The organism is Acidithiobacillus sp. HP-2, from assembly GCF_015100155.1.
In the GTDB taxonomy this organism is placed as follows: Bacteria; Pseudomonadota; Gammaproteobacteria; order Acidithiobacillales; family Acidithiobacillaceae; genus Acidithiobacillus.
In genome coordinates this window covers 62,183-87,782 of the sequence record NZ_JACKZA010000007.1, presented here as the reverse complement: position 1 = coordinate 87,782, position 25,600 = coordinate 62,183, and the positions used below count along the sequence as shown (strand labels likewise).

26 protein-coding genes are annotated in these 25,600 nt (G+C 55.1%); 4 read left to right on the top strand and 22 right to left on the bottom strand.

Annotated features, from left to right (window positions below):
• Window positions 1–5 precede the first annotated feature (5 nt).
• The 20 genes from atpG to moaB all read right to left on the bottom strand — a co-directional run bounded on the left by atpG (window position 6) and on the right by moaB (window position 19,390).
• Window positions 6–872 (bottom strand): F0F1 ATP synthase subunit gamma, encoded by an 867-nt coding sequence (atpG, locus tag H7F11_RS07095; RefSeq protein ID WP_193650295.1) that lies wholly within the window; start codon window positions 870–872, stop codon window positions 6–8.
• 9 nt (window positions 873–881) lie between these two features.
• Window positions 882–2,426 (bottom strand): F0F1 ATP synthase subunit alpha, encoded by a 1,545-nt coding sequence (atpA, locus tag H7F11_RS07090; protein WP_193650294.1) that lies wholly within the window; start codon window positions 2,424–2,426, stop codon window positions 882–884.
• 18 nt (window positions 2,427–2,444) lie between these two features.
• Window positions 2,445–2,984, bottom strand: coding sequence for a F0F1 ATP synthase subunit delta (locus tag H7F11_RS07085; protein ID WP_193650293.1), 540 nt, complete (start codon window positions 2,982–2,984; stop codon window positions 2,445–2,447).
• Between the two features lie 9 nt (window positions 2,985–2,993).
• Entirely contained in the window at window positions 2,994–3,473 is a 480-nt protein-coding gene (gene atpF, locus H7F11_RS07080) for a F0F1 ATP synthase subunit B (protein WP_193650292.1), read from the bottom strand.
• 42 nt (window positions 3,474–3,515) lie between these two features.
• A complete protein-coding gene (atpE, locus tag H7F11_RS07075; RefSeq protein WP_009561114.1) occupies window positions 3,516–3,770 on the bottom strand; it encodes a F0F1 ATP synthase subunit C in 255 nt (84 codons plus the stop codon).
• A gap of 45 nt (window positions 3,771–3,815) precedes the next feature.
• Window positions 3,816–4,565, bottom strand: a complete 750-nt coding sequence (gene atpB, locus H7F11_RS07070; protein WP_024894404.1) for a F0F1 ATP synthase subunit A — start codon at window positions 4,563–4,565, stop codon at window positions 3,816–3,818.
• Window positions 4,566–4,567: 2 nt separating this feature from the next.
• Window positions 4,568–4,966, bottom strand: coding sequence for a hypothetical protein (locus H7F11_RS07065; RefSeq protein ID WP_226860383.1), 399 nt, complete (start codon window positions 4,964–4,966; stop codon window positions 4,568–4,570).
• Between the two features lie 63 nt (window positions 4,967–5,029).
• On the bottom strand, window positions 5,030–5,878 hold the full coding sequence (locus H7F11_RS07060) for a ParB/RepB/Spo0J family partition protein (RefSeq protein ID WP_193650291.1): 849 nt from the start codon (window positions 5,876–5,878) through the stop codon (window positions 5,030–5,032).
• Window positions 5,875–6,636 carry a ParA family protein gene (locus H7F11_RS07055; protein ID WP_193650290.1) on the bottom strand — a complete coding sequence of 254 codons (762 nt, stop codon included), beginning with the start codon at window positions 6,634–6,636 and terminating at the stop codon, window positions 5,875–5,877. Before H7F11_RS07055 ends, H7F11_RS07060 begins: the two co-directional genes overlap by 4 nt.
• Before the next feature lie 65 nt (window positions 6,637–6,701).
• Window positions 6,702–7,364, bottom strand: a complete 663-nt coding sequence (rsmG, locus tag H7F11_RS07050; RefSeq protein ID WP_193650289.1) for a 16S rRNA (guanine(527)-N(7))-methyltransferase RsmG — start codon at window positions 7,362–7,364, stop codon at window positions 6,702–6,704.
• Window positions 7,364–9,238 (bottom strand): tRNA uridine-5-carboxymethylaminomethyl(34) synthesis enzyme MnmG, encoded by a 1,875-nt coding sequence (gene mnmG, locus H7F11_RS07045; RefSeq protein WP_193650288.1) that lies wholly within the window; start codon window positions 9,236–9,238, stop codon window positions 7,364–7,366. Before mnmG ends, rsmG begins: the two co-directional genes overlap by 1 nt.
• 50 nt (window positions 9,239–9,288) lie before the next feature.
• The gene (locus H7F11_RS07040) at window positions 9,289–12,387 is read right to left on the bottom strand and encodes an HsdR family type I site-specific deoxyribonuclease (protein WP_193650287.1); all 3,099 of its coding nucleotides are present in this window, start codon (window positions 12,385–12,387) and stop codon (window positions 9,289–9,291) included.
• Window positions 12,384–12,929 carry a Fic family protein gene (locus H7F11_RS07035; protein WP_193650286.1) on the bottom strand — a complete coding sequence of 182 codons (546 nt, stop codon included), beginning with the start codon at window positions 12,927–12,929 and terminating at the stop codon, window positions 12,384–12,386. The genes H7F11_RS07040 and H7F11_RS07035 overlap by 4 nt, the downstream gene beginning before the upstream one ends.
• Complete coding sequence (gene rhuM / locus H7F11_RS07030; RefSeq protein WP_193650285.1) at window positions 12,919–13,926, bottom strand: virulence protein RhuM/Fic/DOC family protein; 1,008 nt, start codon at window positions 13,924–13,926, stop codon at window positions 12,919–12,921. Before rhuM ends, H7F11_RS07035 begins: the two co-directional genes overlap by 11 nt.
• Window positions 13,923–15,176: a restriction endonuclease subunit S gene (locus tag H7F11_RS07025; RefSeq protein ID WP_193650284.1), complete on the bottom strand. Its 1,254-nt coding sequence runs from the start codon at window positions 15,174–15,176 to the stop codon at window positions 13,923–13,925. The genes rhuM and H7F11_RS07025 overlap by 4 nt, the downstream gene beginning before the upstream one ends.
• Window positions 15,173–16,213, bottom strand: coding sequence for a PDDEXK nuclease domain-containing protein (locus H7F11_RS07020; protein WP_031572753.1), 1,041 nt, complete (start codon window positions 16,211–16,213; stop codon window positions 15,173–15,175). Before H7F11_RS07020 ends, H7F11_RS07025 begins: the two co-directional genes overlap by 4 nt.
• On the bottom strand, window positions 16,210–17,766 hold the full coding sequence (locus tag H7F11_RS07015; protein ID WP_193650283.1) for a type I restriction-modification system subunit M: 1,557 nt from the start codon (window positions 17,764–17,766) through the stop codon (window positions 16,210–16,212). Before H7F11_RS07015 ends, H7F11_RS07020 begins: the two co-directional genes overlap by 4 nt.
• Window positions 17,763–18,239: a copper resistance protein NlpE gene (locus tag H7F11_RS07010; RefSeq protein ID WP_193650282.1), complete on the bottom strand. Its 477-nt coding sequence runs from the start codon at window positions 18,237–18,239 to the stop codon at window positions 17,763–17,765. Before H7F11_RS07010 ends, H7F11_RS07015 begins: the two co-directional genes overlap by 4 nt.
• A 30-nt stretch (window positions 18,240–18,269) precedes the next feature.
• On the bottom strand, window positions 18,270–18,839 hold the full coding sequence (locus H7F11_RS07005) for a class I SAM-dependent methyltransferase (RefSeq protein ID WP_193650281.1): 570 nt from the start codon (window positions 18,837–18,839) through the stop codon (window positions 18,270–18,272).
• 8 nt (window positions 18,840–18,847) lie between these two features.
• Window positions 18,848–19,390 (bottom strand): molybdenum cofactor biosynthesis protein B, encoded by a 543-nt coding sequence (gene moaB, locus H7F11_RS07000; RefSeq protein WP_193650280.1) that lies wholly within the window; start codon window positions 19,388–19,390, stop codon window positions 18,848–18,850.
• Between the two features lie 143 nt (window positions 19,391–19,533).
• Between moaB and H7F11_RS06995 the strand changes: the two genes are divergently transcribed.
• From H7F11_RS06995 to H7F11_RS06980, 4 genes are read left to right on the top strand one after another with little or no spacing between them, the layout of a single operon-like run.
• Window positions 19,534–20,469, top strand: a complete 936-nt coding sequence (locus H7F11_RS06995; RefSeq protein WP_193650279.1) for a magnesium transporter CorA family protein — start codon at window positions 19,534–19,536, stop codon at window positions 20,467–20,469.
• A gap of 30 nt (window positions 20,470–20,499) precedes the next feature.
• Complete coding sequence (locus tag H7F11_RS06990) at window positions 20,500–21,441, top strand: magnesium transporter CorA family protein (protein WP_193650278.1); 942 nt, start codon at window positions 20,500–20,502, stop codon at window positions 21,439–21,441.
• Window positions 21,442–21,448: 7 nt separating this feature from the next.
• A complete protein-coding gene (locus H7F11_RS06985; protein WP_065974746.1) occupies window positions 21,449–22,351 on the top strand; it encodes a CorA family divalent cation transporter in 903 nt (300 codons plus the stop codon).
• Window positions 22,352–22,364: 13 nt separating this feature from the next.
• A complete protein-coding gene (locus H7F11_RS06980) occupies window positions 22,365–23,279 on the top strand; it encodes a CorA family divalent cation transporter (protein ID WP_193640031.1) in 915 nt (304 codons plus the stop codon).
• Here H7F11_RS06980 and glcF read toward each other — a convergent pair.
• On the bottom strand, window positions 23,276–24,526 hold the full coding sequence (gene glcF, locus H7F11_RS06975; RefSeq protein WP_193650277.1) for a glycolate oxidase subunit GlcF: 1,251 nt from the start codon (window positions 24,524–24,526) through the stop codon (window positions 23,276–23,278). The two genes, H7F11_RS06980 and glcF, sit on opposite strands and share 4 nt — an antisense overlap.
• Window positions 24,527–24,534: 8 nt before the next feature.
• A complete protein-coding gene (gene glcE / locus H7F11_RS06970; protein WP_193650276.1) occupies window positions 24,535–25,599 on the bottom strand; it encodes a glycolate oxidase subunit GlcE in 1,065 nt (354 codons plus the stop codon).
• Window position 25,600: the final 1 nt, after the last annotated feature.

Below are 25,600 nucleotides of genomic sequence, written 5' to 3'. Positions count from 1 at the left end.
AATCGTCAAACCGCCGCCGCACCGGCGCTGATTTCGGCGATTTCCTGTGTAATGGCTGCCTGACGGGCCTTGTTGTAAGCCAACTGCAGATCGCCCACCATCCGTTTGGCGTTGTCCGAGGCATTTTTCATGGCCACCATGCGCGCACTTTGCTCGCAGGCCAGATGCTCAATGACCGCCTGATAAACGACAGACTCCACATAGCGATGCATCAGCTTGTCGAGAACCGGGCGAGCCTCCGGCTCATAAATGTAATCCCACATCTCCGCCGGTTTTTCGGCAGGCACTTCCGGCTTGGCCACGGGCAATAACTGCTCCAGAGTGGCGCGTTGCAGCATGGTATTGACGAAACGGGAAGAGACCATATAAACCACATCGACCTCACCCTTGGCGTAAGCATCGGCCATGGCCTTGATCGGTCCGATCATGTCCGCCAGATTGGGCTTGTCGCCCAGTCCATTCAGTTCAGCGACCAGATGCGCGCCATGCCGACGCAAAAAAACCAGCCCCTTGTTTCCCATGACCGCGAGGTCCGAACTGACGCCCTGTTCGTGCAGATCGTGCATTTTATGGACAACCTGCCGAAGCACATTGACATTCAAAGCGCCACAGAGCCCACGATCCGTGGTAATAACCAGAAATCCGGCCCTCTTGATAGGCCGAACCTGCATCAAAGGATGTTCATACTCCGGGTGTGCCAGCGCCAGATGACCCAGTACTTCGCGAATTTTCTCCGCATAGGGCCGGGCAGCGCGCATCCGTTCCTGCGCGCGCCGCATCTTGCTTGCAGCCACCATTTCCATGGCGCGGGTGATCTTGCGCGTATTTTTTACGCTCTTGATCTGACCGCGAATTTCCTTGGCATTGGCCATGCTGCTCTCCTAGTACGTCGAACTGGACTTGAACTGCTTGACTGCTGCGTCGAGCTGCTTTTTGAAGTCATCGGTGAGCTCTTTTTTGTCTTCGAGCCCAGTCATCAGGTCCTTGTTATTGCTGTGCAGATAAGCCAGCAAGGCCTTCTCAAAAGGCCGCACCTTGGCCACTTCCACGTCATCCAGGGCACCGCTGCTGGCGGCGAACAGGGCAACAGCCTGTTCTGCGACCGACATGGGTGAGAACTGATCCTGTTTCAGCAGTTCAGTAACCCGTTTGCCCCGTTCAATTTGTTTGCGGGTTATTTCATCCAGATCAGAAGCAAACTGGGCGAAAGCCGCCAGTTCACGATATTGCGCCAGATCCAGACGAATACCCCCACCCAACTTCTTGATGATCTTGGTCTGGGCAGCGCCACCGACGCGCGATACGGACAAGCCGGCGTTAATGGCGGGGCGGATACCGGAGTTGAACAAATCGGTTTCGAGATATATCTGGCCGTCGGTAATGGAAATCACGTTGGTAGGCACGAAGGCGGAAACGTCGCCGGCCTGAGTTTCAATGATGGGCAGCGCGGTCAATGAACCGGTCTTACCCTTCACTTCGCCATGGGTGAATTTTTCTACAAAATCAGCGTTGACGCGCGCAGCGCGCTCCAGCAAACGGGAGTGCAGGTAGAACACATCGCCCGGATAAGCTTCGCGACCCGGAGGACGCCGCAGCAACAGGGAAATCTGTCGGTAGGCCCAGGCCTGCTTGGTCAGATCGTCATACACAATCAATGCGTCCATGCCGCGATCGCGGAAGAATTCACCCATTGTGCAGCCGGAATAAGGCGCCAGATACTGCATGGCCGCTGATTCGGAAGCGTTGGCGGCGATGACCGTGGTGTATTCCATGGCGCCGTATTCTTCCAGCTTGCGGACCACTCCAGCCACGGTTGAAGCCTTCTGGCCCACCGCAACGTAAATGCAGTAAACACCCTTGCCTTTCTGGTTGATGATGGCATCCACTGCCACAGCAGTCTTGCCGGTCTGGCGGTCACCAATGATCAGTTCGCGCTGTCCGCGTCCCACCGGTACCATGGCATCAATCGATTTGACGCCGGTCTGCATGGGCTCGTCCACACTTTGACGATCCACCACGCCGGGCGCGATTTTTTCGAGAACGTCAAATTCCTTGGCATCTACCGGGCCTTTGCCATCAATGGGCTGTCCCAGGGCATTGACCACACGACCCAGCAATTCCTTGCCGATAGGAACCTGCATGACCTTGCCGGTGCATTTAACAATGCCACCTTCTTCAAGACCAGAGAATTCTCCCAGCACCACCGCGCCGACATTGTCCTGCTCCAGATTCATGGCCAGCGCAAAGCGCCCGCCGGGAAGTTCAAGCATCTCGCCATACATGACGTCTTCCAGACCGTGAATACGCAGGATACCGTCGCTCAGGCTGATGATAGTGCCCTGGGAGCGCGTCTCGACACGGCCTTCAAAGCCAGCGATGCGTGCGCGGATCAGGTCACTGATTTCCGATGGATTCAGTTGTTGCATACTTTGTTCCTCAAGACTTTAGCTGCGAAGGGTTCGGGCAAGTTGCTGCACTTGTCCACGCACGGAAGCATCTATGGTGAGATCACCCGTATGAATTACGAGACCGCCAATCAGCGAGGCATCTACCGACTCACGAAAAGCGACTTTGCGACCGCTGAAACGCTGTTCCAGCGCAGCCTGAACCGAGCTTTTCTGCTGCGCGTCCATAGCCACCGCACTGGTCACCAGAACGTCGACAATGCCTTCGTCATGGCGCAGAGCCTCAGCGAAGAGAACGGTAATTTCTGCTGCCGCTGCCCAGCGATCGTTGTGCACCAGAAGAGTCAGAAAGGCTTGCCAGCCCGACTGCTCCAGCGTGACAGGAGCGGCCGCGAGTAAAGCCACCTTGTCCGCTTCCGGGCGTTCGGGGTCACTCAAAAATGCCTGGGCCTGATCGTCTGCAACCATGGCGGTGAGCACCTGCAAAGCGTCTCCCCAAGCCTGTTGCTGACCAGACTCTTTGGCCAGCCCGTAAAGCGCCTCGGCGTAGGGTCGCGCCACCGTGATCTGATCTGCCATTTCAGACCCTCACAGTTGGCCGACCATACGGTCGATGATGTCGCGATGGGCGTTCTGATCAATTTCACGATGCAGAATACGCTGGGTGCCGTCGACCACCAGCTCCACCACCTGACCACGCAGAACTTCACGGGCCCGGTTGGTTTCCACATCAATTTCCGCACGGGCTCCGGCAATAATCCGGTCGGCTTCCTCACGGGCCTTGACCTGAGCTTCTTCACGCAGTTCCACACCACGACGCTCGGCGTTGGCAATAATCTCTGCCGCCTTGTCCTTGGCCTCCCGCAGCATTTCTGCAGCGCGTTTCTGGGCCAGGGCCATTTCTTCCTTACCACGTTCAGCAGCGGCTAAACCATCAGCGATTTTCGCGCGGCGGGCGTCCATTACTTTACGCAGGGGACCATACATATACTTGTACAACAACGCCACCAAAATGACGAAGGTGATCAGCTGTATGATCAGTGTTCCATTGATACCTACTGGATTCATGACTACCTCACTTGCAAGAGGGCCGGATCAACCGGGCCCGCATCAGCCCAGGAACGGGTTGGCGAAGAGGAACCAGAAACCGAAGGCCAGAATGATGAAGGGGAAAGATTCCATCAAGCCGGCAAAAATGAAGGTATTCACCAACAACTGGGGACGCATTTCGGGTTGACGGGTAATGCCTTCAATGGTCTTGGAGGTAATCAGACCCCAGCCAATGGCGGAACCCAGACCAGCGGCGCCAAAAATAATACCCACAGCAATGGCTGTAGCAGCTACGATAATGGTGTGTGCGTCCATGATGACTCCTTACAAGTGTCGCAAAAGTGAAATATAAAAACTGTATTAATGATCCTGCATATTCGCCATGCCGAGGTAAACCACGGTCAACACGGTGAAAATAAACGCCTGCAGGACAATGATCAAACTTTCAAACAGAGACCAGACCGTACCCATTACCAGCTCGCCCCACCAGGGCAACATGGCCAGCAGCAAAAATACCAGCTCGCCTGCAAACATGTTGCCGAAAAGTCGCAGGCCCAGGCTTAACGGCTTGGTGATTTCTTCGATCAGGGACATGATGATGTTCATCGGAAACAGCCAGATACCGAAGGGATGGGTCAGGTAGGTCTTGAAGTAGCCGAAACCCTTCACCCGCAAATTGGTGGCTATCATCACCAGAAACACTGTGATGGAAACGCCGAGGGTAGTGTTGAGATTGACGGTCGGGGTTATCCGAAATTCTGGAATACCAAACCAGTGCGCAATAATGCCGGGCAAATAGGCAGGGATGACGTCCAGGCTGTTCATCAGCAGTATCCACAAAAATACCGTGATGGCCATGGGTGCAATCAAGGGATCCTTGACCGGGAAACTGCCTTGGACCAGATCATCAATAAAATCGACGACGCCTTCCAGCCAGTTTTGCATGCCGCTGGGGGTACTGGTCTGCAATTTTGCGCCGACTACCATGCCGGTAATGACCAGAATGGCCGCCATGATCCAGCCCATGACAATGGTGTCCAGATCAAACGTCCAGAAACCGGAACCGATAGTCCAGTTGACGAGATGATGGGCGATATCGCCTGAAGCCACACTTAACTCCTTTGCCTGATACGTTCCCGCATCAGAAATGCCAAAAATACGAAATGGGCCAGCAAAAACCCGGCAACCAGCCCGATAACAGGCAGATGCAGCCAGAAAATTGCCAAGATGAGACCCAGAATGGTGATGATCCAGCGCTGCAACACCGCCCCACCCAGCCGCCGTGCGGCAAGATGCGTAGAAGCGGGGAGCGCGATCAGGCGACCACCCAGGATGAGCATGTTGATTACGCTCAAAAATGCCGCAAAAAGCAGTGCGTAGGCTTCTTGTCGTCCCCAGCGCCATGCCAGCAAGGCAGCCAGAAACAGGGCCAACGTCAACACCGTCGCAGTGACTCGCCCTACATAGGACGAGAAGTTCACCATGCCCATCTGTTTTTCTTGCTCTTTCAATGGGCAAAACTCAAATACAGGCGGAGTCTAAACACGCAGGTGCCCAGCGTCAAGAGTGATCCATCAGCTTTCGTCATCATTGAGCGATACGCCCAGACGTTTCAGGAGCATGGCCTCCTGCTCCGGACTTTCCCAGCGAATACGCAGTTCCCCCCCCTGGCCACGGGCGCGCAAATCCACACCAAGTCCCAGGCTCGATTGAATCAGTGCTATCAGAGCGGCCGCGTTGGGGTCCGGTTCCGGCAGGGGGGCTGGCGGATTCAGGTCTTTTTGAGCCAGCTTTTCGGTAGCGCGGACACTCAGGTTTTCATGGACCACCTTTTCTGCCAGAACCTGTTGCCGCTCGTCACTGAGGGTCAACAGGGCGCGGGCATGTCCGGCACTGAGGGCACCACTTTCCACGTGCGGATGCAACGCGGGACAAAGGCGCAAGAGCCGGAGCTGGTTACTGATTGCCGCTCGCGAACGGCCCAGCGTTCCGGCAAGGGCTTCGTGGCTGAGGCCAAACTCATCCAGCAAGCGCTGCAAGGCCTGGGCTTCTTCCAGCGGATTCAGATCCTGACGTTGTATATTTTCGATGATGCCGATGGCCAGGGCCTGCTCATCACCACAATCGCGGACTACCGCAGGTATTTGGGTCAAACCCGCCAGTTGTGCGGCACGCCAGCGGCGCTCGCCGGCAATGATTTCATAGCGACCGCCGCCCACGGCGCGCACCACGATGGGTTGCACCACCCCCTGATGGCGTATGGACTCCGCCAATTCCTGCAGGGAAGATTCCGCAATGATTCCGCGCGGTTGATAACGACCGCGCTGGAGCAGATCGACCGGGATTTCCCGCATGGATCCGTTACCCGAATCTTCATTGGCAAACAGTGCATCAAGCCCCCGACCCAAACCCACTCGCTTCATTTTATCCCCTCCCGTTGCAGGAATTCTTTGGCCAAACCCTGATAGGCCAGGGAACCCGCACAGGAAGGATCGTATTCCAGGGCAGCACGGCCAAAGCTGGGGGCTTCGGCAAGGCGAATATTGCGGGGGATAACCGTTTGATAGAGCTTATCCGGAAAATGCCGTTCCAACTCCTGACCGACCTCCGAGGAAAGACGGTTGCGGTTATCGAACATGGTGCGCAACAGGCCATCCACTTCCAGACGAGGATTCAGTTGGGCACGCACCCGCCGGACGGTATTCAGCAACTGCGTGAGGCCTTCCAGGGCATAATATTCACATTGCATGGGAATCAGCACACGGTTTGCCGCGACCAGGGCATTGATGGTCAGCATATTCAGAGCTGGCGGGCAATCAATGAGGATATAATCGAAGTCCGCCGCTTCGGCCAAAGCTCGTTTCAGATGCTGTTCTCGATCAGCACGCGGGTAGATTTCCACTTCGGCCCCGGCCAGATCGGGGCTGGAGGGGGCGAGAAAAAGTCCAGCAGGGGAGACTGCATGCAGCACCGCGCCGAGGGGCAATTCCCCCAGCAACACGTGATAAATGCTGCTAGCCGTATTACCCACCTTGCCCAACCCGGTGCTGGCATTGGCTTGCGGATCCAGATCAACCAGCAGCACCCGTTTGCCCGTCTGGACAAGTCCGGCAGCCAGATTGACGGCAGTCGTGGTTTTTCCCACACCACCTTTCTGATTGGCAACAGCAACAATGCGCATGTTTTGAGGTGATCTTCCGATGAAGTCTACAATCGCGCAAGAATACCCTGTCAGCTCGCGGGGGGCTAGGGCATCTGCAGCGGATTCGTCCAAATCAAGAGCTTGCGCAGCGGCGAACCCGGCACCTGCAAGTCGTGACAACGCAGCTCCAGCGCAGCCGCGCGGGGCCATTCGGCCAGTTCTTCTTCGACACCGGGCCCCTTCATAGCCAGCACCCTGCTCTGCGGACCCTGCAGATGGATGGTCATTGCATCCAGACGCGCGAGGGGAGCCGTGGCGCGACTGATGAGAATATCTGGCAAGTTTTCGGGCTGGTATTTTTCGCTGGTCGTGGGGACCACCTGCACATGGCTCAGGCCGAGCTCGGCCAGCACACTGCGTAAAAAAGCCACGCGCTTGCTGGAGGGCTCCACCAGCGTAAAGGCCTGATCCGGTCGGCAAATGGCCAAAGGAATTCCCGGCAAACCCGCACCACTGCCGATATCCGCCACCCGCCCGGCATCCAGAAAAGGCAGCACAGCAAGACTGTCCAGCAGATGCCGGGAGATCATTTCGAGCGGGTCGCGCACGGCGGTCAGATTGTGGGTACTGTTCCAACGCTGAAGGAGTAGCACATACTGAATCAGCAACTGGCGCTGATCGGGATGAACGGAATCCAGTTGCATGACCGCAAGCCCGCTGTCCAGGGCCTGGGCCAGTTGTTCTGGCAGGGCAGAAGCGGACGGCATCAGCCTGCCTGCGGCAAGCTGCGGCGTTTCACGTGAATCAACAACAGCGACACGGCTGCCGGAGTGACGCCCGGAATGCGGCTGGCCAGACCAATGGTTTGCGGACGCTGGCGACTCAGGCGTTGCCTGACTTCCGTGGACAACCCGCGCACCGAGGCATAATCCATGTCCTCAGGAATGGCCATGCCCTCCCAGCGGACGGCGCGCTCAATTTCATCCTGCTGTCTGGCAATGTAACCCGAATATTTGCACTCAATTTCCAACTGTTCGCTGACGCGTGGGTCCTTACAAACCGGGATGTCCAGAGCCGTCGTCAGGCTGGCGTAATCCCAATCCGGACGACGCAACAACTCCAGCGCGGTCACGTCCCGGTTCAGGGCCTGGCCCACATGCGCGGCAACCCGCTGCGCTGCTGCGTCTTCGGGGCGAATGCGCACACTCTGGAAACGCGCGCGCTCGGCTTCCAGATCATCCTGTTTGCAGCTGAAGGCCGCCCAGCGCGCATCATCCACCAAGCCCAGTTCGCGACCCTGCGGAGTCAGGCGCATATCGGCATTATCTTCACGCAATTGCAGGCGATATTCGGCCCGGCTGGTAAACATCCGATAGGGTTCATCCAGCCCCCGGGTGACCAGATCGTCCACCATTACGCCCAGATACGCCTCATGACGCCCCGGCACCCAGGCAGACTGTGACCGCGCCCGCCGTGCCGCATTGAGACCCGCCAGCAGGCCCTGTGCGGCGGCTTCTTCATAGCCGGTGGTGCCGTTGATCTGGCCGGCACAAAAAAGTCCGGGCAGGCGCTGGCTTTCCAGACTGGCGTGCAAATCACGCGGATCGAGAAAATCGTATTCAATGGCGTAACCGGGACGCAGCAAAACGGCATGTTCCAGACCGCGCATGCTCCGCACCAAATCCACCTGCACGGGAAAAGGCAGACTGGTGGAAATGCCGTTGGGATAGACTTCGTGGGTATCCAGTCCTTCAGGTTCGAGAAATATCTGGTGCGAGGTTTTTTCGGCAAAGCGCACCACCTTGTCCTCAATGGAAGGACAATAGCGCGGCCCTACGGACTGAATATACCCGCCATACATGGCCGACTGGTGCAAGTTGGCGGCAATGATTTCATGGGTGCGCGCATTGGTGTGGGTGATATGGCAAGCGCGCTGGGGGATATCCACCTGCCGGGTCATGAACGAAAAGGCGGGGAGTGGATCATCACCGGGCTGGGCTTCGAGCACGCTATAGTCGATGCTGCGTCCATCAATGCGGGGCGGCGTGCCGGTTTTCAGACGGGCAACCGGAAAACCCATTTCCCGCAGGCGCAGGGACAGGGCATTGGATGGCGGATCGCCTGCCCGTCCGGCCGCATAATTCTGGTCTCCCATGTGCACGCGCCCGCCGAGAAAAGTCCCGGTGGTCAAAATCACCTGACCCGCACGCAGCTCCAGGCCGGTTTCCGTGCGCACACCCGCCAGCCGATCATTTTCCATTAACAAATCGCCGGCCATGCCCTGAAACAATTGCAAATTGGGAAGGTTTTCGAGAAGACGACGCACTGCGCGTTTATACAAACTCCGGTCGGCTTGAGCGCGGGTCGCCCGCACCGCCGGCCCTTTGCTGGCGTTCAGGGTCCGAAACTGGATGCCCGCCTGATCAATGGCCAGGGCCATGATGCCCCCCAAAGCGTCGATTTCCTTGACCAGATGCCCTTTGCCAATACCGCCAATGGCCGGATTACAGGACATCTGCCCAATGGTATCGAGATTCTGGGTCAGGAGCAGGGTGCGCACACCCAAACGGGCTGCGGCAGCGGCAGCCTCGGTGCCAGCATGACCTCCACCGACAACAATGACATCAAATTCGTTTTGCATCCGCTGATTATCCGCGCCCGGGGGTGGTTTTTGCAATATCCAAAAAAGTGTTAAACCTGTCCGCCCACGCCTTTGAACTTCTCGACAAAGGCTGCGATTTTCTGGAACACACTCTGCTTTTTACTCAGGTACTGAGGATTCAGTGGGCTCATTTTGGGGAGCAGGGCATTGAGCTCGGTGCCATTATCGCTGGCAAACTCCCGTTTCAGGGAAACGCTGATATAGCGGCGCGCGGCTTCGACATTCAGGTTTTCGTCAGCGATAAGCGCATCGGCTTCGCGCCGCTGTTCGCCCTGGGCAAAGGTAAAAAAGGCCTCAATCAGGCTGGTTTTGTCACCAAGCTGATCCAGATCGGTTTGATTGATGAAATCCACCAGGAGCGTTTCTTTGGCACGATTCCCGAGGCTGGCACGGATCACCCGGCGCACATCTTCCACCAGGGCCACCTTGTCTTTGATTTTTTTGTTGTTCTCAAAAATCAGCTCGAGAATGTAATCCAGATTGATTTCCTGAGATTTGAGCAAATCTACCTCAAACACCACGTCATCCCAATCGATGCTGGACTCTGCTTTTTCCGAAGCGGATTTTTCCCGCCGCAACCAATCGCGCACATCATTGTAGGTAGAACGGTAGTCCTGGGTTTTGCGTTCGGATGGGATTTGAACAGCCTGCAACGCAGGCAACTCCTCATCCGTCACATAATACTTGGCCTTGAAGGCTTCTAAGGCTGCGGGGTCATCCATATCGACATTTTGCAAAGCTTTCAGGCTGGCGAATTCATCAAAGTTTTGCAGCACATTTTCCACGCGCAAAAATTCGCCAAACAACTTCACAAAGGCTTTTTTATCCGATTCTTTTTCAATGGCAGCAGGATCAGGAAAACGCTGCTCCAGTTCTTTCACCACATCCACAAAGCCGCGCCGCGCTTCGCCAGTGACCACATCGGTAAAGCCTTCCATGTACTCCCTGAAGCTTTTTTCGAGCACGACATTTTTGGTGTTTTTGTCCCCAAACAGGGTGATGGCGTCGATAGTCGCCTGTTCGAGATTGCGGAACGTGATGATATTGCCAAAGGTTTTGGTCGCATCATAAATGCGGTTGGTGCGTGAGTAAGCCTGAATCAAGCCGTGATAACGCAGGTTTTTGTCGACAAACAAGGTGTTGAGCGTCGGCGCATCAAAACCGGTCAGAAACATGCCCACCACAATCAGCAGATCAACTTCCCCGGCCTTCATTTGCTTGGCCAAATCGCGGTAGTAGTTCTGAAAACCGTCGCTATCCAATCTGAAGCTGGTTTTGAACAGTGCGTTATAGTCGGCAATTGCTGCCGCCAAAAACTCCTTGGCACTGCTGTTCATGGCCGAAACATCAAAGCTTTCATCAATAATATCGCCCACGGCATCTTGTTCTTCGTTGGCTGCAAAGGAGAAAATGGTGGCGACCTTCAAGGGCTTTTCGCGGTCTTTTTGCACGGTTTTGAAGGACTCATAATACCACTTGGCGGCTTCTACGCTGCTGACGGCCAGCATGGCATTAAAGCCTTTACCACCGGCCTGCAAACGATGGGTTTTTTGCCGGAAGTTATTCAAAATGTACTGGGTAATTTCGCGGATACGGTCGGGATGCAACAAGGCCTGGCGATTTTCGGCGGCACTGAGTTTTTTCGCATCCTGCTCGGCTTCCAGCGCCTTGAACTGAGGACGGACATCGTTGTAGTCCACCTTGAACTTCAGCACTTTTTCGTCGCGGATAGCATCGGTAATCACATAGGCATGCAGTTCGCGGCCAAATACGCTGGCCGTGGTATCGGCTCCCAGGGCGTTTTGCGGAAAAATGGGGGTGCCGGTAAAACCGAACTGATAGAACTTTCTGAAGCGTTTTTTCAGGTTTTTCTGGGCTTCGCCAAACTGGCTGCGATGGCATTCATCAAAAATAAACACCACCTGCTGGTTATACACCGGCAGGTCATTTTCGCTTTTGATCAGCCGGTTGAGCTTCTGGATGGTGGTGACGATGATTTTGTTATCATTTTTATCCAGATTGCGTTTGAGTCCGGCGGTGCTATCCGAGCCATTGACGCTATCGGGCGAAAAACGCTGATATTCCTTCATGGTCTGATAATCCAGATCCTTGCGGTCCACCACAAAAAATACCTTGTCGATAAAATCCAGCCCGGTGGCCAGACGCGCCGCCTTGAAACTGGTCAGGGTTTTGCCGGAACCGGTGGTATGCCAGACATAACCGCCACTTTCCGTGCTGCGCCAGTTTTTCGCCTGATACGCGCTGTTGATTTTCCACATGATGCGTTCGGTGGCGGCAATCTGGTAAGGGCGCATCACCAGCAGGGTATTGTTTACATCAAATACCGAATAATACAGGAGCACATGCAGCAGGGTGTTTTTCTGAAAGAAGGTAGCCGTAAAGTCCTTCAGATCTTTGATCAGACTGTTATCCGCCTTGGCCCAGTTCATGGTGAAATCGAAGCTGTTTTTATTGCGCTGGGTGGTGTTGGCAAAGTAGCGGGTGTCCGTACCATTGGAAATCACAAAGAGTTGCAGATACTTGAACAGGGAATGTTCACTGTTGAAACTCTCCTTGCTGTAGCGATGCACCTGATTAAAGGCCTCGCGGATGGCCACTCCGCGCTTTTTCAGCTCTACCTGTACCAACGGCAGGCCGTTGACCAGAATGGTCACATCGTAGCGGTTAGCGTGGCTGCCGGATTGCTCAAACTGATTGATGACCTGCACCTTGTTGCGGGCGATATTCTTTTTATCCAACAGGTAAATATTCTGAATATGGCCATCATCAAACACAAAATCGTGAATATAGTCATCGTGAATTTTGCGGGTTTTGTCCACGATGCTGTCGCTGGGTTTATCCAGCCAGATTTCCACAAAACGCAACCATTCACCTTCCAGAAACTCCAGGTTATTCAGTGCCTGCAACTGCACACGCAGGTTGGCGAGCATTGCCTCGGGATGATTCAGGCCGGGCAGGTATTCATAGCCCTGATTCGTCAAATCCTGAATCAGTTCGCGTTCCAGGTCCCCTTCGCTCTGGTAGCTATCGGCCACCTTCCAGTCCCGGTTGTATTGATCCAGAACAATGAAGTTGTTGGATTCGGCAATAGTTTTGTAGTCTGTCACGGCTGTACCTCCCAATGGCCGGTTTTATCGTAACCGACGCGTTTAATTTTTCCCGCCTGCTGCAATTTGGCTAAAGCCCGGCCAATGGTGCGTAGGTCTTTGCCCATCAGTTCGGCGAGCTGCTGGCGTGTCCGCTGCAGGTTATACTCCAGTAACACCAGAATCGCTTCGGGGGTTTTGAGTCCACGTACATCACGCTCCGGATTTACAGGGGCGTTTGCAGGGGCACTTATAGAGGCGTTTTGGGTTAGCGTCCGGGCAATTATCAACAACATGAAGCGAATAAACGGCGTACTATCGGCTTGCTCGTCACCCTGTTCAAGTGCCTGGTAATACGTCTGTTGATGATCTTTAATCACGCTTTCCAAGGGTAACAACAAAAACAGCGGGTGCCACCGAGACAAAATTAAGGTTTGCCACAAGCGCCCCATACGACCATTGGCATTTAACGCGCTGGCGTCCAGCCGCCCTACCTGCTGGCTGATCTCTGCTACCAGATTCAGGATTTCGCTGGTAATGGTAAAGGGCGGTTTATAAGGCATTGCCGTCCTCTTTCAGCAAAATAAAATGCTCGATCAGGCGAATCATCAGCGATTTATGCGCTGGCTCGCTTTCCGCGACCAGCAAGGCCAGGGCGACCAGCGTGTTGTCGTTAATCAATCGCTCCACGGGCCTGGCCAATAAATGCTGATTGCGGCGCAAGTACCATAAAAACAAAAATGAACCGCTGCGCTTATTACCATCAGCCAACGGGTGATTTTTAATCACAAAATACAGCAGGTGCGCGGCGCGACTTGCGACATTCGGATAAAAAAGTTCGTCACCATAACCCTGCTCGATGGTGGCAATCGCCGATTCGAGGCCATTGCCGCGCAACTGACCAAATAATTCCGTGGCTTCACCCTTGGTGATCAGTGCTTGTTTTAATTCATGGATGGCGTTTAGCGCCTCGTCCAGATTCAGCGCCAGCATGGCCGACTGTTTACTGTTCAGCTCCCCCAGACTTTGTTCATCATAGCCCTGCAACAGACTCCAGCTCCGGGCATAGTCGCTGATCACCGAAAGCACCGCTGCGCCTTCAGCGTTCACCAACTGCTGGTTGCTGAGGGTCTGGGATAAAAGCGCCATCGCTTGCTCAAATTCGATGCCGCGCTCTTGCAAGCGGCGTTGATTAAGGGTGTACCCCTGCACCAAATGTTGTTTGAGGGTGCGAGTGGCCCAGATACGAAATTGAGTGGCGCGACTGGAGTTAACGCGATATCCCACCGAAATAATGGCATCAAGATTGTACTGTTTGGTTTTGTAGCTTTGGCCATGGTCAGCCATATGTTCCAAAATGGAACAGGTGCTATCTTCGGACAACTCACCCGATTTATAAATATTGCTCAAATGTTTGGTAATGGCTGGTCGCTTGGTGCCGAACAAATCAGCCATTTGTGATTGCGACAACCAAACGGTGTCTTGGTCAAAGGCCACCTTCAGCTCAAGCTGACCATCGTCGGACTGATAGATTTGAATCTGCGTGTTTTCATGATTCATGGGCATTCTCCTGCTTGAGTTGGCTTGGGAAAGCGGAGCAGCAGATCGCGGTAATAATCGTATTGCTTTTGGCGCAGTTCGATTTCGCAGGGTAGGCCTTCGGTGAGGGAGGTGGTCAGTGCGTCGAACTTGTCGAGGATGGCGACGATGCGGGCTTGTTCGGCCAATGAGGGGAAAGGTAATTTTAGATTTTCAAATGTGCCTAGATTTATATTGCTTTGGGCACTGCCCTGGCCTTTTTCTTCTAGCTTTGTTTTTAATGAAGACAGTAGGTATTCAACATAACCTGAACTGGTCTTTTCAGGATTAGCTATAAAACCGATGACGCTATCAGGAAAACATGCATCAAATCCTAAAATGGATGTTTCAGCAATATTAGCAGCAATAGTTACGCACAATGTCCCTTTAGGCCACAATTTGCTTTGTATTAGCCCAAGCTCGCTATAGGTCTGGCTATATTGTGTAATGACATGCGCCGCATTTCTAATATCTCCGGTCTGGATGAAAGGTATATCACCGCCATACAATTTTTCATCATTTCTAGGACGATGTTTAGATTTGCCTCTACCAAAATCTAAGGCCACTTCTCCCAACGTCTTCCACTCCACTTCGCCGTTTTCAAAACTCAACAATTGGTCGCGGTAGTGGTTGTATTGTTTTTTGCGTAGATTAAGCTCGGTGGTCAGCTCGGTGGTCAGCTCGGTGAAGGTGTCTAGTATGCGCACGATTTCGGCCTGGATTTCTAACGATTTTTTGGGGTTTTCTGGGCAGGGGATGGGGATTTTGAATTCTTTTACCTTTGCGTCTGAAATTGCGGGATATGCTGAACCGCTTTGATTTTCCTCAACATATGTCTTGAAGTCAGTTGAAGCAATCCAGTACAGAATCCATTTTGGCAATACCTCATCGCTTTTTGCGCGCAAAACACAATAACCAGTACTTGCAACTTCACCTGCATATTCATCATCAATTAAGCAATAGCGCTGTTGGGTCGGACGGGTTGTTGCGAAAATTACATCATTCTTTTCAACGAGCTTTTGCGCGCGGCTTGGTGCATTGCTGAAAGTGATCTCGGGGGTATCGGCAATTTTTTTTGTTTCAATGCTTACAGATGTGAGATCAATGTAGCGATAGGCGCGGTCCGCATCGCGCCATCTGATATTGGTCGTGGGCAAAGTAACTTCCCCAAGCGCCTTCCACTCCACCGCCTCGCCATCCAGCAGCTTGTCCAAAAAATTCCCGCTGCTCATGCCTCATCTCCCTGCAATTCCCGCTCTATCTGTTCAATGCTGGGCAGGTTGGTTTTAAGGTTTTCGGGGAGGGCTTCCACGAGTTTATATTCAGCTATGCCCATGGGCTGGGTTTTATCGCCCAAGGCATATTCAGCCACCACTTTGTTTTTGCTTTTGCACAGCAGCAGGCCGATGGTGGCGTTATCGAGTTCATGCTTGATTTGCTTGTCCACCGCCGTCATGTAAAAACCCAATTGCCCTAGATGCTCGGGCTTGAATTTACCGGTCTTGAGTTCAATCACGACATAGCAGCGCAATTTGAGGTGATAAAACAGCAGGTCAATAAAGAATTCGTCACCGCCTACATCCAGCAACACCTGCCGCCCCACAAAGGCAAAGCCTGCGCCTAATTCCAGCAAAAAGTGGGTAATGTGCTCGACTAGCGCCGATTCAATTTCGCGTTCGTCGGCTTCTTTGCCCACATCGAGAAAATCGAACAGATAGGGGTCTTTGAGCGATTCCCGCGCTAAATCACTACCCGGCGGGGGCAGGCGTTCGGCAAAGTTGGTAACCGCTTTGCCGGTACGTTCAAGAAGTCGGGTTTCAATGTGGATATTCAGCACATTGCGCGACCAACCCTGTTCGATGGCGGCCTGGGCATAGGCCAGACGCTGTTCCGGTTGCTTCAGTCGGGTCAGCAAGACCAGATTGTGTCCCCAAGGCAATTGTCCAACAGCCTGTTGGACAATTTGCTCGTCTGGCCAGGCCTCGGCAAAGGCACGCATATACATGAGGTTGGCGCGGGAGAAGCCCTTCATCTCGGGAAAAGCGTTGCGCAAATCATGCGCCAGCCGCTCGATCACTTTCGCGCCCCAGCCTTGTGCGGCCTGCCGTGTCAGGATGTCTTGGCCAATTTGCCAGTACAGCAAAACCAGTTCGCGGTTGACGGCGAGCGTGGCGCGTTGTTGGGCGCGGTGAATGCGCGCTTTTAATTCGGCCAGCCAGTCGGCATAGCCTGCGGGCGGTTGTGTGAGTGCGATGGGGTGATCGTTCATGCCTCAATCTCGGCCACAATGGCATCTATCTCTTTGCGTAGCTGGTCGATTCTTGCCACGGTGGTTTTCAAATCGCTATTGAGCTCTGCAATATCCACCACCTCGCGGGTGTCGCGGGCTTCGACATAGCTGCTCACCGAGAGGTTGTAATCATTGGCGGCAACCTGCTCAAACGGTACGGAACGGGCAAAGTGCTCGACATTCGCCTTGCTGTCGAACACGGCCATGATCTCGTCGATGTGGGTATCCAGCAGCAGGTTGTTGTTGGTTTCTTTTTTGAACAGGCCACTGGCATCAATGAACTGGGTGGTGGTGTCTGTCTTGTGTTTGGAGAGCACCAAAATGGTCACGGCGATGGTGGTGCCATAAAACAGGTTGGGCGCGAGTGAGATGACGGTTTCGACGAAATTGTTATCCACCAGATATTGACGGATTTTCTGCTCGGCACCGCCCCGGTAAAAAATACCAGGAAAACAGACGATGGCAGCGCGGCCACGGCTTGAAAGGTAACTGAGGGCGTGCAGTACAAAGGCAAAGTCGGCTTTGGATTTGGGGGCCAGTACGCCCGCCGGGGCAAAGCGGTCGTCGTTGATGAGGATGGGGTCGTCACTGCCGATCCATTTTACGGAATAGGGCGGATTGGAGACGATGGCATCAAAAGGCTTGTCGCCGTCAAAATGGGGGGCTATGAGAGTGTCCCCCAACTGGATGTTGAATTTGTCGTAATTGATGTTGTGCAGGAACATATTCATCCGCGCCAGGTTGTAGGTGGTGTGGTTGAGTTCCTGCCCGTAAAACCCGTCTTCAATAATGTGCGCGTCAAAATGCTTTTTGGCTTGCAGTAGTAGGGAGCCGGAGCCGCAGGCGGGGTCGTAAATCTTGTTGACGCGGGTTTGCTTGTGCATGGCCAGTTGGGCGATGAGTTTGGAAACATGTTGTGGTGTAAAAAACTCACCGCCCGATTTACCGGCATTGGCGGCGTAGTTGGAAATGAGAAATTCGTAGGCATCGCCAAACAAGTCAATGTGATTACTTTCAAAGTCACCGCTATGCGCATCACCAAAATCCAGACCGGCAACACCTTTGAGCACGGCAGCGAGGCGGGTGTTTTTATCTTTGACGGTGTTGCCCAGACGATTGCTGGTGGTGTCGAAGTCGGCAAACAGACCTTTGATGTCGCGCTCGGAGGGATAACCGCTGGCAGAATTTTCGATAGCGGCAAAAATATCGGCCAAATCCGTATTCAGGCTTTCGTTGCTGTTGGCGCGGGTGGCCACATTGGCAAACAACTGGCTGGGGTAAATAAAATAGCCCTTGGTTTTAATGGCATCGTCTTTGATGTCCGGGGTGATGATGTTGTCCGGCAACTCGGCGTAGTGGATGCTGTCGTCATCGGCTTCGATATAAATAGCGAAGTTTTCGCTGATGAAGCGGTAAAACAGGGTGCCTAGCACGTATTGCTTGAAGTCCCAGCCATCGACTGCGCCGCGTACATCATTGGCAATCGCCCATATTTGCCGTTGCAGGGCGGCGCGTTGCTGGATGCTGGTCATTGGGTTTTTCCTGTTTGCGTTTTCTTCAACACCATTTTTGCCGCCATTGGTCCGGTAATGGGCTGGCCATCCATTCCCAACTGAATAAGCTGGTTTTCTCCTACCCGAAAGTACATGGGTTGTTGCATGCCTTCCAGCCGGATAGTTTGACCATTGATCCAGGTGAAGCTGTTACTGCGCGAAAAGGCCGAACCCGGACGGTCCATATAGTGGGTGCTCAGGGCATAGGTTTGGTCTTTGTGCAGCACCAGGGTTTCGCGCACTCCGGGACAATCGGCGCAGGGCAGGGTACCCACGTAGGTCCCGGCCCAGTCGAGGGCCGTCTGGCTGCTGTGCATGTCCGGCGCGGCGGCCTTGGTATCTGTTTTGGCTGCTGGCGCAGCGGGTTCAGCCACCTTGACGGGCAGCTTGGCGCAGGCACTCAGGGAAATGATGGCGAAGACAATAATGCTCAAACGGCCATTCCGGGTCATTGCTGGTCTTCCTCTTTGTAGATCAGTAAATTACGTCAGTGTAACAGGGCCGGCAGGCGCTCTCCAGACGCCAGCGCTGCGGTCGGCGTCTTCCTCCAGCATCAGCAACTGCAACGCGGGGAAGGCATGCTTCAATTCACCCGGACGCAGACGAAAATCCGGATTTCGTGGTCCGCGCCCGGCATAAAGCCCGGCCCAGGTTTCGTAGAACAGCAAACCGTGGGCTTTTAAGGCCTGCGCCAATATCGGGAAAAGCGGGCGGTGTAAAAAATGGGCAACCACGATCACGTCGAAGCTGTCCGGCTCCGGTGGCTGCGCCAGCACATCCCGGCATTGGGCATGGAGGGGCAGCCCCGCCGCTGCCTGCTGGACGACGGCAATGGCCGGGTCGGCGTAATCCCAGGCCCAGGTTTCCAAACCCCGTCTGGCGAGGAACAAGGCATTAGCCCCCCGACCACAGGCAAGATCCAGCGCCTTGCCCTGTGCGGGTAGCAAAGCTGCCTGCGCCTTGAGCAGGGGCAGAGGCGTTGCCGCCTGGGCGTCGCTCCCGGCGTAGCAGTTATTCCAGCGCGCCTGCCGATCTGCTGCGTCTTCAGACATGAAAAAGATCAGTGTTCATGACGAATACGCGGTAACAACTCACTGAGATTGCAGGGGCGATGCCGGTTATCCAGTTGCGGAATGATGATGGCTTCCATACCCAACCGGACGCCTCCAGTAGAACCGGGCAGCAAAAAAACGATGGTGCCCGTACAAATGGCGGCTTCGGCCCGGGACTGAATGGTGCTGGTGCCAATTTCTTCATAGGACAACATGCGGAATAATTCACCAAAGCCCGGAATGGGTTTGCTGATCAGGGGTGCGAGGGCCTCCGGGGTTACGTCCCGCCCGGTGACCCCGGTGCCGCCGGTGGCGATGATGACGTCAATGGTCGGATCGCTTATCCAGCTTTGCATCTGCTGGCGAAGGGTTTCCGCCGTATCGGGCAGGATGCAGCGCGCCGCTATCTGGTGCCCAGCGGCCAGGGCCAGCTCCGCAATTTTGTCGCCGGATTTGTCGGTTTCCGGGGTGCGGGTATCGGAAACAGTGAGGATGGCAATGGCGAGAGGATTAAAGACTTTACTATCAGTTGCAGAATGCACATTACTCACAGCTGAATTTCCTTTACAGGCGACACGGAAGTCCAGTATAAAAGGCCTCGTCCCGTGCTCCAAATGTGCCGGCTGAGTACCCCTGACCGGGAACAGGCCAGACACTGGTGCCCTAACGCCCGCCTCTGATCTGGAGAACATCCATGGATGTATTTCCCCCAGCAGATCATCCCGTAACCGCCCATTCGGAAGAGCAAATTATTCCGGATCAGGTGAAGGGCTGGCAACATCTGACGGCGCCGAAACCCGCCGACTGGGTACAGGCCGGGCAGCTTGCTGATGACTGGGATTTTGCCCAGGACATTCTCGACCCCGATGAACGCTCCTGGTTGCGGCGAGAAGAAAATCGGGTGTTTCTCACTTTGCAGTTTCCGGTGCGGGGCAGCGTCGACGATGCCTGGACTTTGCGGCCATTGGGAATGGTTCTGCACCAGCAAAGTCTGACCACGCTGCTGGCCGAAGACCTGCCCTCGCTCTCGCCTTTTTTTGAGCAGTTGGAGCATCTTTCCAGCCCTCCGGAAAGCATCGAGATACTTGCGGCGATTCTTAAAATACTGGCCCAGAGTTATGAAGATGCCCTGCATCAACTGAACATGGCCATCCATGAAAATGAACGGCAACTGGATTGGACGCAAAGTAATGGTGACTTTTTCACCTTGCTGGAAATCAGTAAAAGTCTGACCCGTTTTGAAGTGGCTCTGGTCGGCAACATTGCCACGGCCTTCAAGATTTCGCGTCTGGCAGAAATTCGCGATGATCTGCCAGCAACCCGACAGGTCGATACGGCCTTACTGGAGTTGCAGGTGGCCCATGAACGCGCCCGGGTGTATGCCGGAACCAGCACGTCGATGATGGATGCCTATGCCGGTATGGTCCAAAACAATATCAACCACGGGCTTAAGGTTGTGACCGTTCTGGCCATGATATTTTATGTACCGAGTATGCTGGCCACCCTGTATGGGGTAAACACGACCCTGCCCTTTCAGAAAACCCACTGGATTTTCTGGGTGATAGTGTGTTCGGGGCTGGGTATTTCCGGGGGATTGGCCGCATTTTTCAAGCGCAAGGGCTGGATATGATCGGGCAGGAGTCTATAAAGGAGAGGCAGGATGCTGCACTGGTTTGACGATAAAACGGATGCCCAGCTGGAAATCACCAGTGATTTTCAGTGGCCCCCCCGTGCCACCTGGATTCAGGTGGTGGCACCCAGCCAGGCCGAACTGGAATTTGTCGCCAAACATCTGCAGGTACCCGACTATCTGTTTCAGGACGTTTCCGATGAAGACGAACGTCCGCGTCTGGAGCGCGACGGGGATGTGGCCCTGATCATTTTGAAAGTACCGGCCCCCATGCAGGACGATGCGGAACTCCGCTTCCGGACCCTGCCGGTAGGACTCTGGCTGCTGCCCCAGCAGATGGTCACCGCCAGCGCGCATCCCCTGGCATTATGGGACGAACTCCGCAGCCAGCGTCAGCGCGGCAAAATCCTCCATGTCCGGGGACTGCTCGCCGAAATTTTCCAGGCTATTGCCCGGGATTTTCTGCGGGCATTGCGCCTCATCAACGCCGAAATTGCCGCCACCGAAAAAATCCTCCGCGACTCGCAGAACAATAATGAATTTTTCCGGCTGCTGGCGCTGAACAAAAGTCTGATTCTGTTTTCTGCCGCGCTCAAGGGCAACATTTCCGTGGCCCAGCAAACCCTGCGCCTGCCCATGCTCCTTCAGGATGAAGGCGATCTGGAAGACATTGCCGATGCCCTGATTGACTTGCAGCAGGCCCGGGATATGACGGAAATTTATGCATCCACCATTACCAACATGATGGATGCTTATGTGGGCGTACTCCAGAACAACATCAGCAACACCCTGAAAATCATTACCGCCTGGACCGTGGTGGTGGCATCGCCCGCTACGGTGGCCAGTATTTACGGGATGAACGTTCCTTTACCCCTGCAGGACTGGACTTATGCCTGGCCGGTACTGATGGGCGGGGGTTTTCTCATTTCCGGGCTGCTCTTTGTATTTTTCCGCAAAAAAGACTGGATCTGAGGCAACGATGACGGCCCGTTATTTCGACATGGCGGTTGGTGACTGGAATTCCAGTACATCTTGCACGGGTCCGGGATTATTTCTGCTCAACCCGGAACAGGCCCCCTCCTGCAGCGGACTGGGAAATCTGCTGCGCCATAGTGAAGACCAGCGCCTGTATTGTGAAGGCGAAGAAATCATCCTGCGGCTGCCCGTTGCCCTGCTGGAAGAAGATGCCCGATTTGGGACTGTCGCACGGGTAAGCCACCTGATTGTGCAGCACGACAGCCCCGGGCGCCTGGTCATCATCGCTGAAGACGCCCTGCTGGCAACCCTGCAGCAGGATTGGCTCGGCAGCCTGCAGCAAAATGCCCGTGGCGATCTTCTGCAAAGAATTCTGCTCAACATCATCTACAGTCATGAACGGGTCGCCCGGGTGTTGGTGGATCGTCTCCAGGAACTGCGTATGGCCCTGAAAACCGCCATGGGTAACCGTGAGCTGCGCGAAATCGTGGTCCTGAACCGGGATCTGGGAGAACTGGTCATCGCCTTGCGCGAAACCGGACTGATTTTGCGCGACGCCTTGCGGGCCACGCCCGGCGATGCTTCGACTTATCCCTTGCTGGATGCTGCCCTGCGCGAACAACGGCGCATGGAAGATGTCGTCAATCTGGTCTATGAGCGTTATTTGACCGTCACCAATGCCTACAACGGCATCATTCAGAATAATGCGCATACCGTCATGAAGGTCATGACGGTATGGCTGGCGCTGCTGATGATGCCCATTGCCTTTATCATGCCTTTTCACATGATGACCATTCTCCCGCTGGAACACTGGCATTATCTGTGGTTCGGCCTGCTTGCCTATGTTTTCGGAGCCACCCTGATGTTTGCCATCTGGGCCAGAAAACACGGCTTTTTTGCAATGTAGGGAGAAGCGGGACATGCTGCGAATTACGCGAGACTGCCTGCTTTCGGGCAACGCCAACCGGCGCAGCTGGATGGCCCTGGTCAATCCTTCGGCCCTGGAACTGAGTCAGGCCGCCATGACGCTGGATATTCCCGAAAGCTTTCTGCGCAAACGCCTGGAAGGCGAGGCATCGCGGCCGCTGATCAAGGAAGAACGACTGATTTCCCTGCAATTTCAGGTGCCGATACCGGAAGATGGGCGCATCGGCCAGTTTTCTCTGGTGCCTCTCAGCGTTTATTTTGTACCGGGTTATTTCGTGACCCTGGCGGATCAGGAAATCCCCTTTCTCAACCAGCTGATTGATCCAGATAAACCACGTAAACGCTGGGAACTTGTCCTGCGCATCATCGCCGAGGTGACCCGCCTGTACCTGCCCACTGCGCGCGCTGTGGCCCGGGAAATGGCCATGGTCGAACGGGATTTACGGCAGGCCCAGCGCCATGATGTGGTGTACCGGGGACTGGATATTCACGACCGCCTCCTGGCCCTGGATCTGGGCTTGCTGCAACTGGAGTATGTGGTCAGTGAAATCGGTCTGTTCCTGCCCAAGGAAGATCACGATCTCGTGGAAATTCATGAAGATACGCGAATTGAACTGTCACAGGTTCGTGATCAGGTGGATAGCGACCAGGAAACCATCAATGAATTGCTGGAATCTTACGCTTATGTGGTGCACAACAACGTGAACCATCTGTTCAAATTCATGGCGGCGCTGATTATTCTGGTCACCATTCCGTTGTTCATACCGGGCGCGGCGGCCATGAACGTCCCCCTGGGACCCCTACCCCACTGGCGTTATGGATTTGTCGCCGTTACCGGCGGCCTGGTACTGGTGGAAGCACTTACTGCCTGGATATTTTACCGCAAGGGCTGGTTACGGCTGGATTAGGGTTTTTTAGACAGCAACGACTCCGCCAGCAACTCCAGCCAATGGCGGACCGGCAGCTCCGTACCCCCCTGTAAATGCAACTGGCAACCGACATTGGCGGTAGCAATAGCGCAGGGTTCGCCCTGTTGCAGGGCGTCCAGCTTTTGCTCACGGAGTTGCCGGGATAAATCCGGCTGCAAAATGGAGTAGGTACCGGCAGAACCGCAGCAAAGATGCGCATCGGCAACCGCCGTCAACTGGTAGCCTGCGCGTTCCAGCAGGGCTTCGACCTTACCCAGCAGCCGTTGTGCATGTTGCAGTGAACACGGCGCGTGAAAGGCCAACGGGCCACGATTTTTGTGCTCCAGCGGCAGGGCTTCCAGGTGTTCGAGCAGCCATTCACTGGGGTCCCGTGCCAACGCCGCTACTTGCCGGGCTTTTTCGGCATAATCGGGGTCGTTTTGTAGAGCCTCGGCATACTCCTTGACCATGCTGCCACAACCACTGGCGCTCACCAGAATAGCCTCCGCACCGGCTATGATATGCGGCCACCAGGCATCAATATTCCGACGCATGTAATCCTGCGCTTCGGCGCGGGCGTTGAGATGCAAACTCAGGGCACCACAACACCCCGCCTCGGGGGGAACTTCCACGTGATAACCGAGCCGGTCAGCAATCTGCTCCAGAGCCGCTTCGGTTTGCGGCGTCATGACGCTTTGCACACAACCCGCAAGGGCAAGCACCGTGGGCCGGTGGTCGGACGTCGCAGCTTGCAGCAGATGCGGCACCGGAAGCGCTGTGCCAGGCCATTCGGGTATGTTCCGGGCGAGGGCTTCCGGCAAAAAGGGTTTGAACAGGGTCCCCAGTTGCAGCGCCAGACGAAAACGCGCGGGATGAGGAACCACCGCACGCAGCATATTGCGCTTCAGGCGCTCGAGGGCCTGACGCGGAATTTCGTTTTCCAGATGTTCACGACCAATTTCCGCCAGGCGGGCATAGCGTACCCCGGACGGACAAGTCGTTTCACAAGCGCGGCAAGTCAGGCAACGATCCAGATGTTTGAGGGTTTCAGCGCTGGCGGGCGTGCCGGCCAGGAACTCTTTGATGAGATAAATACGGCCACGGGGACCGTCCAGTTCGTCACCCAGTAGCTGATAGGTGGGACAGGTTGCCGTGCAAAAACCGCAATGGACGCAACTCCGCAAAATACTGTCCGCTTCGACAATGTCGGCGTCATTCTCAAAACGGGGAGCAATCCGGGTTTGCATAGGCTTCTCTATAGGGCCGCGTACAGGCGACCAGGATTCAAAATACCGTGCGGATCAAACGCATTTTTCAGGCGTTGATGCAGGGCGAACAGGGCTGGCGGCAAAGGCTGGAACACCTCTTTGGCATGGTCACCGCCGCGAAACAGGGTGGCGTGTCCGCCATGCTCAGCCGCCAGCGTCTGCAGGGCGCTGGCATCCCGTTGACCGCGCAGCCAGCGCTGTCCACCACCCCATTCAATAAGCGTCTGTCCGGGCAGAGCCAGGGGGGGCGTGGCGGGCGCTACTGCCAGCCGCCAGAGTGCTGCGCTTCCCTGAAAAAATACATGGCGATGTTCACGCAGATTTTTCCAGAAAAGGATGCCGTCGTTTTCGTCCAGCACCGCTCCACCGATTTTGCTCTGCGCCGCTGCGACGGCTTTCTCCGTCCCCGACAGACGCAGGTACAAGTGGGCCCCATCCCAGGCACTGGCTGACAAGGGCAGGGGCTGGCCCGCCCATTGATTCATCCGGACAATGGCTGTAGCCATGTCGGTGTCGTGTACCAGGGTGAGCTCCCGCTCGGGACGCGGCAACACTTTGAGCGTCACCTCCAGCAAAATGCCGAGGGTACCCAAAGACCCTACCAGTAGACGGGATACATCATAGCCCGCCACATTTTTCATGACCTGTCCGCCAAAGCGCAAAGATTCTCCCAGACCATTGAGCATGTGCACACCCAGCACGTAATCCCGGGCAGAACCCGCATAAGGCCGCCGTGGACCGGAAAAACCACAGGCCAGGGTGCCACCGATGGTAGCTTCCGCCCCGAAAAAAGGCGGCTCGAAGGGCAGCATCTGGCCAGCTTCGGCCAACTGTTCCTGCAAGGTCTGCAGGCTTGTCCCGGCCCGCAGGGTCACAAACAGTTCACTGGGTTCGTAATCCACAATCCCTTGATGCTCCCGCAATAGCAACGGTTCCGCATCAGCAGTTTTTCTGCCGTAAAAGCGCTTGGTCCCGGCCCCCTGAATCTGCAGGGGACGCGACTGCTGAAAGGCTTCGCGGACCTGTTCCTGCAAACGCTCGCGCTGATCCATC